General features: G+C 66.0%; 15 protein-coding genes. 6 read left to right on the forward strand and 9 right to left on the reverse strand.

The features are described 5' to 3' along the window. Positions 1–8 precede the first annotated feature (8 nt). From tilS to cysS, 4 genes are all read right to left on the reverse strand, one after another. Entirely contained in the window at positions 9–1,331 is a 1,323-nt protein-coding gene (gene tilS, locus SNE35_RS19825; protein WP_320424724.1) for a tRNA lysidine(34) synthetase TilS, read from the reverse strand. Then, entirely contained in the window at positions 1,300–2,271 is a 972-nt protein-coding gene (locus tag SNE35_RS19830) for an acetyl-CoA carboxylase carboxyltransferase subunit alpha (protein ID WP_320424725.1), read from the reverse strand. The genes tilS and SNE35_RS19830 overlap by 32 nt, the downstream gene beginning before the upstream one ends. A 61-nt stretch (positions 2,272–2,332) precedes the next feature. Further along, positions 2,333–3,007: a DNA-3-methyladenine glycosylase family protein gene (locus tag SNE35_RS19835; RefSeq protein WP_320424726.1), complete on the reverse strand. Its 675-nt coding sequence runs from the start codon at positions 3,005–3,007 to the stop codon at positions 2,333–2,335. Positions 3,008–3,009: 2 nt separating this feature from the next. Further along, entirely contained in the window at positions 3,010–4,389 is a 1,380-nt protein-coding gene (cysS, locus tag SNE35_RS19840; RefSeq protein ID WP_320424728.1) for a cysteine--tRNA ligase, read from the reverse strand. A gap of 179 nt (positions 4,390–4,568) precedes the next feature. Here cysS and SNE35_RS19845 point away from each other — a divergent pair, with 179 nt between their 5' ends. From SNE35_RS19845 to SNE35_RS19865, 5 genes are read left to right on the forward strand one after another with little or no spacing between them, the layout of a single operon-like run. Beyond that, positions 4,569–5,099 carry a tetratricopeptide repeat protein gene (locus tag SNE35_RS19845; RefSeq protein ID WP_320424729.1) on the forward strand — a complete coding sequence of 177 codons (531 nt, stop codon included), beginning with the start codon at positions 4,569–4,571 and terminating at the stop codon, positions 5,097–5,099. A 45-nt stretch (positions 5,100–5,144) separates the two neighbouring features. Then, a complete protein-coding gene (locus SNE35_RS19850) occupies positions 5,145–5,729 on the forward strand; it encodes a peptidylprolyl isomerase (protein WP_320424862.1) in 585 nt (194 codons plus the stop codon). Then, on the forward strand, positions 5,726–6,229 hold the full coding sequence (locus SNE35_RS19855) for a peptidylprolyl isomerase (RefSeq protein WP_320424730.1): 504 nt from the start codon (positions 5,726–5,728) through the stop codon (positions 6,227–6,229). The genes SNE35_RS19850 and SNE35_RS19855 overlap by 4 nt, the downstream gene beginning before the upstream one ends. Next, on the forward strand, positions 6,226–6,990 hold the full coding sequence (locus SNE35_RS19860) for a UDP-2,3-diacylglucosamine diphosphatase (protein ID WP_431312772.1): 765 nt from the start codon (positions 6,226–6,228) through the stop codon (positions 6,988–6,990). Before SNE35_RS19855 ends, SNE35_RS19860 begins: the two co-directional genes overlap by 4 nt. Beyond that, the gene (locus tag SNE35_RS19865) at positions 6,987–7,748 is read left to right on the forward strand and encodes a M90 family metallopeptidase (RefSeq protein ID WP_320424732.1); all 762 of its coding nucleotides are present in this window, start codon (positions 6,987–6,989) and stop codon (positions 7,746–7,748) included. Before SNE35_RS19860 ends, SNE35_RS19865 begins: the two co-directional genes overlap by 4 nt. 24 nt (positions 7,749–7,772) lie before the next feature. Here SNE35_RS19865 and clpA read toward each other — a convergent pair whose 3' ends face one another. After that, complete coding sequence (gene clpA / locus SNE35_RS19870; protein ID WP_320424733.1) at positions 7,773–10,091, reverse strand: ATP-dependent Clp protease ATP-binding subunit ClpA; 2,319 nt, start codon at positions 10,089–10,091, stop codon at positions 7,773–7,775. Further along, positions 10,088–10,444: an ATP-dependent Clp protease adapter ClpS gene (clpS, locus tag SNE35_RS19875; protein WP_320424735.1), complete on the reverse strand. Its 357-nt coding sequence runs from the start codon at positions 10,442–10,444 to the stop codon at positions 10,088–10,090. Before clpS ends, clpA begins: the two co-directional genes overlap by 4 nt. A gap of 260 nt (positions 10,445–10,704) precedes the next feature. Here clpS and SNE35_RS19880 point away from each other — a divergent pair, with 260 nt between their 5' ends. Continuing rightward, positions 10,705–10,965 (forward strand): cold-shock protein, encoded by a 261-nt coding sequence (locus SNE35_RS19880; RefSeq protein WP_320424736.1) that lies wholly within the window; start codon positions 10,705–10,707, stop codon positions 10,963–10,965. A 56-nt stretch (positions 10,966–11,021) separates the two neighbouring features. Here SNE35_RS19880 and SNE35_RS19885 read toward each other — a convergent pair whose 3' ends face one another. The 3 genes from SNE35_RS19885 to SNE35_RS19895 form a co-directional block, all read right to left on the reverse strand. Next, a complete protein-coding gene (locus tag SNE35_RS19885; RefSeq protein ID WP_320424737.1) occupies positions 11,022–11,795 on the reverse strand; it encodes a class I SAM-dependent methyltransferase in 774 nt (257 codons plus the stop codon). A 28-nt stretch (positions 11,796–11,823) separates the two neighbouring features. Continuing rightward, the gene (icd, locus tag SNE35_RS19890) at positions 11,824–13,077 is read right to left on the reverse strand and encodes an NADP-dependent isocitrate dehydrogenase (RefSeq protein ID WP_320424738.1); all 1,254 of its coding nucleotides are present in this window, start codon (positions 13,075–13,077) and stop codon (positions 11,824–11,826) included. A gap of 93 nt (positions 13,078–13,170) precedes the next feature. Further along, positions 13,171–15,408, reverse strand: coding sequence for an NADP-dependent isocitrate dehydrogenase (locus tag SNE35_RS19895; protein WP_320424739.1), 2,238 nt, complete (start codon positions 15,406–15,408; stop codon positions 13,171–13,173).

Genomic DNA, 15,408 nt, shown 5'->3' on the forward strand with positions numbered 1-15,408 from the left:
GGGATGAATCAGGGATCGGTGAACGGAACTCGGGATTCTACGGGGAGCCAGCGCAGGCTCAGCTGCGGCTCGCCCGGCGCGGCGAGCATGCGCGCGTCGATGCCGAGGCCCGCGACGAACACCAGCTCGGCGCCGGAAAACAGCAAAGGACCGCTGCGCGCCCAGCCTGGAACGCCGGCTTCCTGATACGCCTTCTTGAGGCTTCGCAGCGCGCTTCCCCGGGCACGCTGGAACTGTTCACCCCCTTGGCGTGCTCGCAGGGTCAGGTCTTGCAGGTGGATTGGTGACACGCCGCCGGAGGGCACGGCGGCGACCTCCCAAGTCCCTGCCCAGCCCGGCTGCACATAGCTTCCGGGCAAGCCGAGATTCACCATTTGCGAAGGGCCGGGAGCCGGGCTTTCGGCCGCCGGCTGCCAACTGAGCCTGCCGCGGTACAGGCGCAGCAGGCCGCCGGCACAGGGCCAGGCGGAGCCGCTGCCGCCCTCCCCGGCCTGGATGCGTTGAACGAGGCTGGCCGGCGCGACTTGACCGGTCGCCTGGTGGAGCCAAGCGCGCAGCGCGTTGGCGGCGCGGGCGGGTGAGAGCAATTGCAGTTCGTGCAGCGCGAGGCCGCGCTCATCGACGCGGCCGGCCAGATCGACGGCGGCCATCTCCTGCTGCAGGGCCAGCGCCTGCTGCGCCCAGTTCGCACTCTGCGCCAGGGCGGCCTCTGCCTGCGGGAACGCTTCGCCCAGCGACGGCCATACGGCCAGCCGCAGGCGATTGCGGGCGAAGCGTGGATCAGCGTTGCTGTCGTCCTCGATGTACTCCAGGCCGTGCGCGGCAACGTAGGCCTCGATCGACTCGCGCGGCCGGTCCAGCCAGGGCCGGGCCCAGCAGATGCCGTCGCGCCATTGCATCTTCGGCATCGCGGCCAAGCCGGCCGCACCGGCGCCGCGCAGGGCCTGCAGCAGCAGCGTCTCGGCTTGGTCGCGACGGTGATGGGCCAGAAGCAATAGATCGACGCCGTGCTCGGCGCACAGTTCGGCCAGCGCGGCATGGCGCGCCTCGCGCGCCCAGGCTTCGATGCTTTCGCCCACGGCCGGCCCGCCGCTCAGGCGATGCGTGCGCAGGGTGACACCCCAGGCAGCACACTGGCGCTCCGAATGGGCCGCCCAGGCGTCCGCATGCGTGCTTAGGCCGTGATGAATGTGAAAAGCCAGCACCTCGATGCTGGCTTCTTTCGCTTGCCCGGCCACCGCATGCAGCAGCGCCGTGGAATCGCGCCCGCCGCTGTAGGCGACGGCAAGGCGGGGTCGGTCAGCGGTTCTTGGTGTCGCCGAATCGGCCATAGGCCTGGATGCGGGAGTAACGGCGATCGACCAGTTCCTGCGGCTTCAGGTCGCTGACCTGGCGCAGCGCGTCGCTGAGCGCGCGCTTCAGGTTCGAGGCCATCTGCTTCTGGTCGCGGTGGGCGCCGCCGACCGGCTCATTGACGATCTTGTCGATCAGGCCCAGCGCCTTCAGGCGGTGGGCAGTGATGCCCAGCGCATCGGCGGCGTCGGCCGCGCGCTCGCTGCTCTTCCAGAGGATGGATGCGCAGCCTTCCGGCGAGATCACCGAGTAGGCAGCGAATTGCAGCATCAGCACCTGGTCGGCCACGCCGATGGCCAGCGCACCGCCGGAGCCGCCTTCGCCGATAACGGTGGCGATGATGGGCACTTCGAGCTGCGCCATCTCGAGGATGTTGCGGCCGATGGCTTCCGACTGACCGCGCTCCTCGGCGCCGATGCCGGGATAGGCACCCATGGTGTCGATGAAGGTGAAGACGGGCAGGCCAAACTTCTCGGCCAGCTTCATCAGGCGCAGCGCCTTGCGGTAGCCCTCGGGGCGGGGCATGCCGAAGTTGCGCTTGGTGCGCTCCTTGGAATCGCCGCCACGCTGGTGGCCGACGACCATGCAGGCCTGGCCGTTGAAGCGGGCGAGGCCGCCGACGATGGCTGCGTCGTCCGCGAAATGGCGGTCGCCGTGCAGTTCCTGGAATTCGGTGAAGACCTCGCTGCAGTAGTCGAGGGTCTGCGGGCGCTGCGGGTGGCGGGCGATCTGGTAGACCTGCCAGGGCGCGACGTTGGCGTAGACGTCCTTCGTGAGCTGCAGGCTCTTCTTGCTGAGGCGGTCGATCTCTTCGGAGATGTCGACGGCTGATTCGCTCTGCACGTAGCGCAGTTCTTCGATCTTGGTTTCGAGCTCGGCGATCGGCTGCTCGAATTCGAGGAAGTGTTTCTTGCTCATCCTGCTTTTGCGTTCGTTGCGGAAGTTCCTGGGGCCGGTCTCATGGAGCGGCGGCAGGGGCTCACTTCTCGGCGGGGAGCGGTTGGACTGGATCCAGACTCCGCCAAATGTACCATGTGGCCACTGACCGATAGGGGGCCCAGGCCTCGCCCAGCTCGCGCGCCTCGGCGCGGGACACGGGCTCGCCCGAGAAGTAATTTTCGCTGATGCCCTGGATCAGATTGGGGTCTTCCAGCGGCAGCACATTGGGCCGCATCAGGTGGAAGATCAGGAACATGTCGGCCGTCCAGCGGCCGATGCCGCGGATCGCAACCAGTTCCTCGACGATGGCCTCGTCCTCCATCTGCGCCCATTGCTTGACGTGGACGTTGCCCTCTTCGAAGTGCCGAGCCAGGTCGCGCACGTACTCGGTCTTGCGCGCGGCCAGGCCGATCGCGCGCAGCGCCTCGACCGGTTGCGCCAGCACGGCAGCGGGCAGGATGCGCGAGCCGGGTGTGGTGGTCAGCGCCAGGAAGCGCTCCCACATCGCCTGCGCGGACTTGACCGAGATCTGCTGGCCGATCACCGAACGGGCCAGGGTGGTGAACGGATCGCTGCGCAGCTTCAGCCGCGCCTCGCCGAACTGCGGGATGAGCTTCTTCATCACGCGGTCCCGCTTCACCAGATGGCGGCAGGCCTCGTCCCAATACTCGGGCGTGACGTCCGGGGCGGCCCCGGGCACCTTCGCGCGCGCCACGCTCAGGCCTTCACCCAGGTGGTACCTGCGGCCGTGTCCTTCAGGACGATGCCGGCAGCCAGCAACTCGGCGCGGATGCGGTCGGCACCGGCGAAGTCACGGGCGGCCTTGGCGGCGGCGCGGGCGGCGATCTGTGCCTCGATGGCAACTTCGTCCAGGCCGGAGCCGGCCTGCAGGTACTGGCGCGGGGCCTGCTGCAGGATGCCCAGCACGCCGCCGAGCTGCTTCAGCAGCGCGGCGTCCTGCGGGTCGCGGCTCTTGTTGACCTGGTTGGCCAGCTCGAACAGCACGGCAACGGCGCCAGGGGTGTTGAAGTCCTCATCCATCGCGGCCTTGAAGGCAGCGGGCTGGGGCTGGTTCCAATCGATCGCGGCGGCGGCCGGCGCAGCCTCGACGGCATCCAGCGCCGTGTACAGCCGGCGCAGCGAGTTGCGTGCGTCGTCGAGGTTGGCGTCGCTGAAGTTGAACGGGCTGCGGTAGTGCGTGCGCAGCATGAAGTAGCGCAGCGTCTCGCCGTCGTAGCTCTTCAGCACGTCGCGGATGGTGAAGAAGTTGCCCAGGCTCTTGGACATCTTCTCGCCGTCGACGTTCAGGAAGCCGTTGTGCAGCCAATAGGTGGCAAACGGATAGCCGGCGCCCTGGCTCTGCGCGATCTCGTTCTCGTGGTGCGGGAACTGCAGGTCGGCGCCACCACCGTGGATATCGAAGCTCTCGCCCAGCAGCGCGCAGCTCATCGCCGAGCACTCGATGTGCCAGCCGGGCCGGCCAGGGCCGTAGTCGCTGGCGTATTTGGCGTCGGCGGGCTCCTCGGGCTTGGCGGCCTTCCAGAGCACGAAGTCCAGCGGATCCTGCTTGCCGTCCTCGTTCACCGCCACGCGCTCGCCGGCACGCAGATCGTCCAGGCTCTTGCCGCTCAGCTTGCCGTAGCCGTCGAACTTGCGCACGGCGTAGTTGACGTCACCGTCGGTCGCGCGATAAGCCAAGCCGCGCTGCTCCAGGCGATCGATCAGCGAGAGCATCTGCGGCACGTATTCGGTTGCGCGCGGCTCGTGGTCCGGCAGCATCAGGCCGACGGCAGCGAAGTCCTCGTGCATCGCGGTCGCCATCTCGTCGGTCAGTTGGCGGATCGTGATGCCGCGCTCGACGGCCCGCCGGATGATCTTGTCGTCGATGTCGGTGATGTTGCGGACGTAGGTGACCTTGTAGCCGCTGGCACGCAGCCAGCGGTTGATCACGTCGAAGGCCATGTTCATCCGCAGGTGACCCATGTGGCACAGGTCGTAGACCGTGATGCCGCAGACGTACATGCGCACGTTGCCAGGGTCGATCGGAGTGAAAGGCTGGACCGCGCGGGCCAGCGTGTTGTAGAGGCGAAGAGACATGGAATTGGGCCGGCCCGTGACCGGCATCAGCTGCGCCCGGCATCAGGCAGCGCGGCGTGCAGGGGCACCGTAGAATGGCCCGCAGTATACCGGCAGGGTCCCGCGGCGATGCCCGCCTGATCCCAGGAAAAGCCCGCCCCATCGGGCCCCGCCGCGCACCCAAGACCCCACTCAAACCGATGCAAACCCGCAAGTTTCTCAAGCTGGCGATCCTGGCACTGCTGCTGGGCGCAGGCCTGGCGGCCCGCGCCGCCAACGAACTCGACACCGCCCAGAAGCTGTGGCTGGCCGGCCAGCGCCCGCAGGCGATCGCCACCATCGAGCAGGCACTCAAGGCCACACCCGACGAGCTGAAGCTGCGCTTCGCCCTCGGCGTGATGAAGATGGAAACCGGCGAACGCGAGGATGCGGCGCGCATCTTCACCGCGCTGACGCAGGATTTCCCGGACCTGTCCGATCCGTTCAACAACCTGGCCGTCATTCACGCCGGCACGGGCGATCTGGACCAGGCCCAGGCCGACCTCGAACAGGCGCTGCGCCTGCAGCCCGACAACGCGCAGGCCCAGGAAAACATGGGCGACCTGATGCTGCGCCTCGCACAGCGCGCCTACCAGCGCGCGCAGGGCGCGCAGATTGCCCCGAGCGACGCACTGGCGCTGAAGCTCAAGCGCACGCAGGATCTGATCAAGGCCAGCACGAGCGGCCGCTGAGGGACAATCCGTCCCGCATCCAGGACCCGACACCCCATGCCATCCATGCACAAAGCGATGATTAACGTGACGATCAAGCGCACCCTCGGCGGCCTCGCCGCCCTTCTGCTGGCCTTTGCCGCCCAGGCCCAGACCGTCAAGCTGACGACCTCGATGGGCGATATCCGCATCCAGCTCGACGCCGAAAAGGCGCCGAAGTCGGTGGCCAACTTCCTCCAGTACGTGAAGTCCGGCCAGTACAACGGCACGGTGTTCCACCGCGTGATCGCCAACTTCATGATCCAGGGCGGCGGCTTCACCACCAAGATGGAGCAGAAGCCCACCAAGGCGCCGATCCCGCTGGAGTCGCGCAACGGCCTGCACAACGTGCGCGGCAGCGTCGCGATGGCGCGTACCGGCGATCCGAACTCCGCCACCGCGCAGTTCTTCATCAACACGGTCGACAACGCATTCCTCGACGCCGACAACGCGCGCGACGGCAACGGCTATGCGGTGTTCGGCCAAGTCATCGAGGGCATGGAGGTGGTCGACAAGATCCGCGCCGTGCCCGTGACGGACACGGGCATGTTCCAGAACGTGCCGCAGACGCCCGTCATCATCACCAAGGCCATTGTGGAGTCCAAGAAATGAGCAAGAAAGTCGAACTGCAAACGAACCATGGCCGCATCGTCATCGAGCTTGACGACGCGAAAGCCCCGGCCACGACCGAGAACTTCCTGAGCTACGTGAAGAAGGGCCACTACGACGGCACGATCTTCCACCGCGTGATCAAGGGCTTCATGATCCAGGGCGGCGGCATGGAATCCGGCATGAAGCAGAAGGCCACCGACGCGCCGATCCAGAACGAATCGGCCAACGGCCTGACCAACGACAAGTACACCCTGGCGATGGCCCGCACCAGCGCCCCCCACTCGGCCTCCAGCCAGTTCTTCATCAACACGAAGAACAACGGCTTCCTCAACAAGGCCGAGAGCTCGGACGGCTGGGGCTACGCCGTGTTCGGCAAGGTCGTCGAAGGCCAGGACATCGTCGACTCGATCGAGAAGGTCGCGACCGGCCGCCAGATGGGCCACAGCGACGTGCCGAACGAGGACGTCGTCATCGAACGCGCCACCGAGCTCGCCGCCTGAACTTGCAAGTTGAGATTGCCGAGCTGACACTGCCGGCCGACTGGCGCCGGATCGACTTCCTGTCGGACCTGCACCTGTCGGCGGACACGCCAGCCACCTTCGCCGCACTGGCGAGCCACCTTGAAGAAACCGCCGCCGAGGCGGTTTTTTTGCTGGGCGACATCTTCGAGGTCTGGGTCGGCGACGACGGACGCTTCGACCCGTTCGAGGCCCGTTGCGTCACGCTACTGCGCGCCGCTTCCGAGCGCTGCAAGCTCTTCTTCATGCCCGGCAACCGGGACTTCCTCGTCGGCGACGCGATGCTGGCCGACTGTGGCATGGCGCGCCTGAACGATCCGACGGTGCTGAACGCCTGCGGCCAGCGCGTGCTGCTGACGCATGGCGACGCGCTGTGCCTGGAGGACAAGCCCTACCAGGCCTTCCGCGCCCAAGTGCGCGACCCCGCCTGGCAGGCCGCGCTGCTGGCGAAGCCGCTGGCGGAACGCCGTGAGATCGGCCGGCAGATGCGCGCCGCCAGCATGGCGAACCAGGCCAAGCAGGAACTCTGGGCCGACCTGGATGCCGAGGCCTGCCGGCAGTGGCTCACCGCGACCGGATGCAAGACGATGATCCATGGCCATACACACCGGCCGGCGGTCCACGATCTTGGCGATGGATTTCGGCGTTATGTCCTGTCCGACTGGGACTTCGAGGCCACGCCACCGCGCGGCGACGTCTTGCGCCTGCGCCACGCCGGCCTGCGCCGGATCGACCTCGCATGATCGGCGGGCTCTGGAAGCGCTGGCGTGAAGCCAAGGCGTTGGAGCGCCATGCGATCCCCGATGCACTGTGGGAACTGACGCTGCTGCGCTACCCGTTCCTTGCGCGGCGCAGCGCGGAGGACCTCACCGAGTTGCGCCGGCTCTGCTCGCTGTTCCTGGCGAGCAAGGAATTCCATGGCGTCGGCGGCTTCGAGGTCACGGACGAGATCGCGCTGGCCGTCGCCGCGCAGGCCTGCCTGCCCGTCTTGAAGCTGGGCCTCGCGTGGTACGACGGCTTCGTCGGCATCGTGATGCACGAGGACGAGGTGTTGGCGCCGCGCGAGGTGATGGACGAGGACGGCATCGTCCACCAGTACGAGGAGGCGCTGGTCGGCGAGGCCATGGAGGGCGGGCCGCTGATGCTGACCTGGGCCGCCGCGGCGCCGGACGAATTCGCCGACGAGTCCGCCGTGTTCAACGTCGTCATCCACGAGTTCGCGCACGTGATCGACATGCGCGATGGCTGGGCCGACGGCGTGCCCCCGCTGCCGAGCGCCGAAGCCCGCGAGCAGTGGCTCGACGTGCTCGAAGCGGAGTGGAACGAGTTCTGCGACCGGGTCGACGCCGGCGAGGACACGCTGATCGATCCCTACGGCGTCGAGGCGCCAGAAGAGTTCTTCGCCGTCGCGGTCGAAGCCTTCTTCGTCGCGCCGGCCGAGATGAAAAAAGAGCAGCCGGCTCTGTACCGGCTGCTCTCGGACTTCTTTCAGCAGGGCTGATCAGCCCATCAATCAACTCGCCAATCAACTCGCAGTAGCGGGCTCCGCCTTCGGCTTGTTGTTGGCCTTGTTCGGCTGGATGTCCAGCACGACCTCGCCCTTGTCGTCCACGTCGACGCTCAGGCGGCCACCGTCGACCAGGCGGCCGAACAGCAGTTCGTCGGCCAGCGCGCGGCGGATCGTGTCCTGGATCAGCCGCTGCATCGGGCGGGCGCCCATCAGCGGATCGAATCCCTTCTTCGCCAGGTGCTTGCGCAGCGCATCGCTGAACGTGACCTCGACCTTCTTTTCCTGCAGTTGGCTTTCCAGTTGCAGCAGGAACTTGTCGACCACGCGCATGATGATTTCCTCGTCCAGCGCGCGGAAGGACACGATCGCGTCCAGGCGGTTGCGGAACTCGGGCGTGAACAGGCGCTTGATGTCGGCCATCTCGTCACCCTGCTGGCGCTGGGTGGTGAAGCCGATGGTGGACTTGTTCATCGTCTCGGCGCCCGCATTGGTCGTCATGATGATGATGATGTTGCGGAAGTCCGACTTGCGGCCGTTGTTGTCCGTCAGCGCGCCGTGGTCCATCACCTGCAGCAGCACGTTGAAGACGTCCGGGTGCGCCTTCTCGATCTCGTCGAGCAGCAGCACCGCGTGCGGCTTCTTCGTCACCGCCTCGGTCAACAGGCCGCCCTGGTCGAAACCGACGTAGCCCGGAGGCGCGCCGATCAGGCGGCTCACGGCGTGGCGCTCCATGTACTCGGACATATCGAAGCGGATCAGCTCGATGCCCAGGATGTAGGCGAGCTGCTTCGCGACTTCGGTCTTGCCGACGCCGGTCGGGCCGCTGAACAGGAAGGAGCCGATCGGCTTGTCCGGCTTGCCCAGGCCCGAGCGCGCCATCTTGATGGCGGCGGCCAGCGCATCGATGGCAGGCTCCTGGCCGAACACCACGCTCTTCAGGTCGCGGTCCAGGCTCTTCAGCTTGCCGCGGTCATCGGTCGACACGGACGCGGGCGGGATGCGCGCGATCTTGGCGACGATGTCCTCGACCTCGGCGCGCGTGATGGTCTTCTTCTGCTTGTTCTTCGGCAGGATGCGCTGGGCAGCGCCGGCCTCGTCGATGACGTCGATCGCCTTGTCCGGCAGATGGCGGTCATTGATGTACTTGGCCGACAGCTCGGCCGCAGCCTGCAGAGCGCCCAGCGCGTACTTGACGCTGTGGTGCTCCTCGAAGCGCGACTTGAGGCCCTTCAGGATCTCGATCGTCTGCTCGACCGAAGGCTCGGCCACGTCCACCTTCTGGAACCGGCGTGACAGCGCTGCATCCTTCTCGAAGATGCCGCGGTACTCGGTGAAGGTGGTGGCGCCGATGCACTTCATCGCACCGGAACTCAGTGCCGGCTTCAGCAGGTTGCTGGCGTCCAGCGTACCGCCCGAGGCAGCGCCGGCACCGATCAGCGTGTGGATCTCGTCGATGAAGAGGATGGCGTTGGGCTGGTCCTTCAGCTGCTTGAGCACCGCCTTCAGGCGCTGCTCGAAGTCACCGCGATACTTGGTGCCCGCCAGCAGCGCGCCCATGTCCAGCGAATAGACCACGGCCTCGGCCAGCACCTCGGGCACGTCGCCCTCGGTGATGCGCCAGGCCAGGCCTTCGGCGATCGCCGTCTTGCCTACGCCGGCCTCGCCGACCAGCAGCGGATTGTTCTTGCGGCGGCGGCACAGCACCTGCACGACCCGCTCGACTTCCAACTCGCGGCCGATCAGCGGATCGATCTTGCCGTCCTTGGCCATCTGGTTGAGGTTCTGCGTGAACTGCTCCAGCGGCGAACCCTTGCCGCCCTGGCCTTCCGCTTCCTCGCGCTCGGCCTCGTTGCCAGCGCCGCCCTCGGCACCACCCTTCGGCGGTTCCGGCGGTTCGCTCTTCTTGATGCCGTGCGCGATGAAATTGACCACGTCCAGCCGCGTCACGCCCTGCTGGTGCAGGTAGTAGACGGCGTGGGAGTCCTTCTCGCCGAAGATCGCGACCAGCACGTTGGCGCCGGTCACTTCCTTCTTGCCGCTGCCGGTGGACTGCACGTGCATGATGGCGCGCTGGATCACGCGCTGGAAGCCCAGCGTCGGCTGGGTATCCACCTCATCGGTGCCGCCCACGGTGGGCGTGTTTTCCTTGATGAACTGGGCGAGCGACTTGCGCAGGTCGTCCAGGTTCGCCGAGCAGGCGCGCAGGACTTCTGCAGCGGACGGGTTGTCCAGCAGGGCCATCAGCAAGTGCTCGACGGTGATGAATTCGTGTCGCTGCTGGCGCGCTTCAACGAACGCCATGTGCAGGCTGACTTCAAGCTCTTGCGCAATCATGCGGCCTCCATAATGCACTGCAAAGGATGGCCGGCTCGCCGAGCGGCGGCCAGCACCAATTCGACCTTCGTCGCCGCAACGTCCTTCGTGAAGACGCCGCAGACCCCACGCCCTTCGTGGTGGATTTTGAGCATGATCTGGGTCGCCGTATCCAGGTCATGGCGAAAATATTCTTGCAACACCATAACGACGAATTCCATCGGCGTGAAATCGTCATTCAACAGCAGCACCTGGTAAAGGCGCGGGGGTTCGGTTTTCTGCGGAACGCGCTCGACGGTGGTGACCCCGTCGCCGTCTTCCCCACCCGGCTTCTGGTCGGGCGGCAGTGGAGGTTGAGAGGGGATATCTGGCATGGACCGATTCTATAGAGAGCGCATCAAACCCGCTGACGGCCGGGGGTTCCGGCTCCGTGACGGGCGGCACGCCACGACCTGATTCCATCTTGCGCCGCTGTGTCGAATTGCAAGCACCGCCCGCGTTGCCGATTTCAATTTTTTTGTGGGATCGGTCGACACTCCGGGTCTGCCCCAACCGGGCAGCTACCGAATTGACACGGGATTGACAAAATTCACAAAATGCCGCTGGTGCATAAAGACACCGGGACGGAGGCGTTATGGCTTTAGGGACAGTGAAGTGGTTCAACGATGCCAAGGGTTTTGGCTTCATTGAACCGGAGGCAGGGGGAGAAGATGTATTTGCGCATTTCTCGGCGATCCAGATGGAAGGGTTCCGGACCCTTCGCCAAGGCAGCCAGGTGAGTTTCGAACTGGTGCAAGGCCCCAAGGGCCAGTTGGCGCAGAACATCACGCCGATGGAAGTCAGCACCCCGGCCAGCCGAGCCGCCGCTCCGCTAGGTGCGGAAGTCGCTCACTGAACGACGCGAAGCCCGCCAACCGCGGGCTTCTTTACTCGGGTCCGCCCTTCCCTTCATCAGCGCCGGCTGCAGCAATAGGCTTCGGTCCGGTAGGGAAACGCGACCGTCTCGTGCCCGCTTAGCGCCGGATGCTCGGCCACCAGCCGACGCAGGCGGCGCGCCACCTTGGCCTTCTCTTCAGGCTCCAGGGTGGCGATGAAGCTGACCGACAGAATCCGGTCCACGATCACCTCTTCCGGCGTGCCGACATGGGCGTTCACGAAACTGCTCGGCGCCGGCAGATCGAAATACGGGCTCGCGTCGAACGGCCGGCGCCAGTCGCCTTTGTAGAAACGCGGCGCGTCGCCCTCGTAGGGCGTGATGATCCGGGTCAGTTCCGCCACCCAGTCGACCGACTCGTCCCGCACGTTCCAGACCAGGCCCAGGCGGCCGCCCGGCCTCAGCACCCGGTGGATCTCCTTCAGCTCCACCTCGCCGGCGAACCAGTGGAACGCCTGCGCGCAGACGACCACGTCGGCAATGGCGGTCTGCAGCGGCATCGAGGCCGCCGCGCCGACCAGTGCCGCGACACCGGGCAGCCCGGCTGCCAGTTCGGCGCGCATCGCATCCACGGGCTCGACAGCCGTCACCGTCGCGCCGTTGGCCAGCAAGCGCTTGGTGAACTTGCCGGTGCCCGCGCCGAGATCGACGACATGGCTGCCCGGCAGCACGCCGAGTTCATCCGCCAGCCATCCGGCGAGTTCTGCCGGGTATTCCGGCCGGCCACGCGCATAACTCTTAGCGTCGACGGCATAGCCCTCACGAGCCGCCTGGTGGATCTCGTTGCCCATCGTCACGCGCTCCTCGACCTGCCGGGCCTTACATGTTGTCGATCATGACCTGGCCGAAGCCGCTGCACGACACCTGCGTCGCACCGTCCATCAGCCGGGCGAAGTCGTAGGTGACCTTCTTGCTGGCGATGGCCGCCTCCAGCGAGGAAATGATCAGCGCGGCCGCCTCGGTCCAGCCCAGGTGACGCAGCATCATCTCGGCACTCAGGATCGAGGAGCCCGGGTTGACGTAGTCCTTGCCGGCGTAGCGCGGTGCCGTCCCGTGCGTGGCCTCGAAGCAGGCGACCGACTCCGACATATTGGCGCCTGGCGCGATGCCCATGCCGCCGACCTGCGCGGCCAGCGCGTCGGAGATGTAGTCGCCATTCAGGTTCAGCGTGGCGACGACGGAGTACTCGGCCGGGCGCATCAGGATCTGCTGCAGGAAGGCGTCGGCGATCGAGTCCTTGATCGTGATCGTGCGGCCGGTCTTCGGGTTCGTCAGCCGGCACCAGGGGCCGCCGTCGATCAGCTCGGCGCCGAATTCCTTCTGCGCCAGCGCATAGCCCCAGTCGCGGAACGCACCCTCGGTGAACTTCATGATGTTGCCCTTGTGCACCAGGGTCACGCTGGGCTTGTCATGGTCGATCGCGTACTGGATGGCCTTGCGCACCAGGCGCTCCGTGCCCTCGCGCGAAACCGGCTTGACGCCGATCGCCGAGGTTTCGGGGAAGCGGATCTTGCGCGCGCCCATCTCGTCCTGCAGGAACTTGATCAGCTTCTTCGCCTGCTCGCTCTCGGCCGCGAACTCGATGCCGGCGTAGATGTCCTCCGAGTTCTCGCGGAAGACGACCATGCTCGTCTTCTGGGGCTCCTTCAGCGGCGAGGGCACGCCCTTGAAGTACTGCACCGGGCGCAGGCAGACGTAGAGATCCAGGCTCTGACGCAGGGTCACGTTCAGCGAACGGATGCCGCCGCCCACCGGCGTGGTCAGCGGGCCCTTGATCGAGACGACGAACTCCTTCAGCGCGGCGACCGTCTCGTCCGGCAGCGAGACATCGGGGCCGTACAGGCCGGTCGCCTTCTCGCCGGCATAGACCTCCATCCAGTGGATCCTGCGCTTGCCGCCATAGGCCTTGGCCACCGCCGCATCGACCACCTTCAGCATCACCGGCGTGACATCCGCACCAACGCCGTCGCCTTCGATGAACGGGACGATCGGCTCGTCCGGCACGTTCAGCGAGTTGTCGGCGTTGACCGTGATCCTGGCCCCCTGCTCGGGAACCGCGATGTGCTGGTACATGGGAAATCGTCTCCGGAATGAATTTCGAAAATTCTGGAAAAAAGCCGGCGCATCAGCGCCGGCTTTGAGCTCAAGCGGATCAGCGCTCGATGATCAGGCAGCCACCGTGGCCAAGGCCGCGTTGAAGGTCGCGCTCGGGCGCATCACGCGCTCCAGCTTCTCCATGTCAGGCTTGTAGTAACCGCCGATGTCGGCCGGCTGGCCCTGCACCGCCGCCAGCTCGGCGACGATCTTGGACTCGTTGTCAGCCAGGGCCTTGGCCAGCGGCGCGAACTTGGCCGCCAGCTCGGCGTCCTCGGTCTGCGCGGCCAGCGCCTGGGCCCAGTACAGCGACAGGTAGAACTGGCTGCCGCGGTTGTCGAGCTGGCCGGTCTTGGGGCTCGGGTTGCGGTTGTTGTCCAGCAGCTTGCCCGTGGCCGCGTCCAGCGTGGTCGCCAGGAGCGCCGCGCGGGCGTTCTTGTTCTTGCGGCCCAGGTCTTCCAGGCTCACCGCAAGTGCCAGGAATTCGCCCAGCGAATCCCAGCGCAGGTGGTTTTCCTCGACCAACTGCTGCACGTGCTTGGGAGCTGAACCGCCGGCGCCGGTTTCGTACATGCCGCCGCCGGCCATCAGCGGAACGATGGACAGCATCTTGGCCGAGGTGCCCAGTTCCATGATCGGGAACAGGTCGGTCAGGTAGTCGCGCAGGATGTTGCCGGTGGCGCTGATCGTGTCCAGGCCACGGATCACGCGCTCCAGCGTGTAACGCATCGCGCGCACCTGGCTCATGATCTGGATGTCCAGGCCGGTCGTGTCATGCTCGTGCAGGTACATGCGGACCTTGGTGATCAGCTGCGCCTCGTGCGGGCGGTAGGCGTCGAGCCAGAAGACCACCGGCATGCCGGAGTTGCGGGCACGCGTGACGGCCAGCTTGACCCAGTCGCGGATCGCGGCGTCCTTGACCTGGCACATGCGCCAGATGTCGCCCTGCTCCACTTCCTGGCTCATCAGCACTTCGCCGGTGTCCAGGTCGGTGATGTTGGCCGTGCCGTCTTCGGAGATCTCGAAGGTCTTGTCGTGCGAGCCGTATTCCTCGGCTTGCTGGGCCATCAGGCCGACGTTGGGCACCGTGCCCATGGTCTTCGGATCGAAGGCGCCGTGCCACTTGCAGAAGTTGATGATCTCCTGATAGATGCGGGCGAAGGTCGACTCCGGCATCACGGCCTTCACTTCCTTCAGGCGACCGTCGGCACCGTACATCTTGCCGCCGGCGCGGATCATCGCGGGCATCGAGGCGTCGACGATGACGTCGTTGGGCGAGTGGAAGTTGGTGATGCCCTTGGCCGAGTCGACCATGGCCAGCTCGGGGCGATGCTCCTGGCAGGCGTGCAGGTCGCGCTTGATCTCGTCCTGCTTGCTCTGCGGCAGCGTGGCGATCTTGTTGTAGAGATCGACCATGCCGTTGTTGACGTTGATGCCCAGCTCGTCGAACAGCTTGCCGTGCTTCTCGAAGGCATCGCGGTAGAAGATCTTGACGCAGTGGCCGAAGACGATCGGGTGCGAGACCTTCATCATCGTCGCCTTGACGTGCAGCGAGAACATCACGCCGGTCTTGTGCGCGTCTTCGATTTCCTTCTCGTAGAAGTCGAGCAGCGCCTTCTTGCTCATGAACATCGAGTCGACGACCTCGCGGTCCTGAAGCGCCACCTTGGCCTTCAGCACGATGGTCTTGCCGCTCTTGGTCAGCAGTTCCATCTTGACGTTGCGGGGGCGGTCCATCGTCATCGACTTTTCGCCGTGATAGAAGTCGCCGGCGTGCATGTGCGAGACGTGCGAGCGCGAAGCCTGGCTCCACTCGGCCATGCTGTGCGGGTTCTTGCGGGCGTATTCCTTGACGGCCTTGGGCGCGCGGCGATCCGAGTTGCCTTCGCGCAGCACCGGGTTCACGGCGGAACCGATGCACTTGTTGTAGCGAGCGCGGACATCCTTGTCCTCGTCCGTCTCGGGCTTCTCCGGGTAAGCGGGGATCTTGTAGCCCTTGTCCTGCAATTCCTTGATCGCTGCCTTCAGCTGCGCGACGGACGCGCTGATGTTGGGCAGCTTGATGATGTTCGCCTCGGCCTTCAGCGTGAGCTTGCCGAGTTCGGCCAGACGGTCCGGAACGCGCTGCTCTTCGGTCAGGCATTCCGGGAACTGGCCCAGGATGCGACCAGCGACGGAGATGTCGCTGGTCTCGACATGAACGCCAGCGGGCGCCGCGAAGGCGCGGATGATGGGCAGGAAAGAGGCGGTCGCCAGAAGCGGTGCCTCGTCCGTCAGGGTGTAGATGATGGTCGGTTGCTGAGCGCTCAT

Source organism: Roseateles agri (assembly GCF_034043675.1).
Lineage (GTDB): Bacteria > Pseudomonadota > Gammaproteobacteria > Burkholderiales > Burkholderiaceae_C > KK5.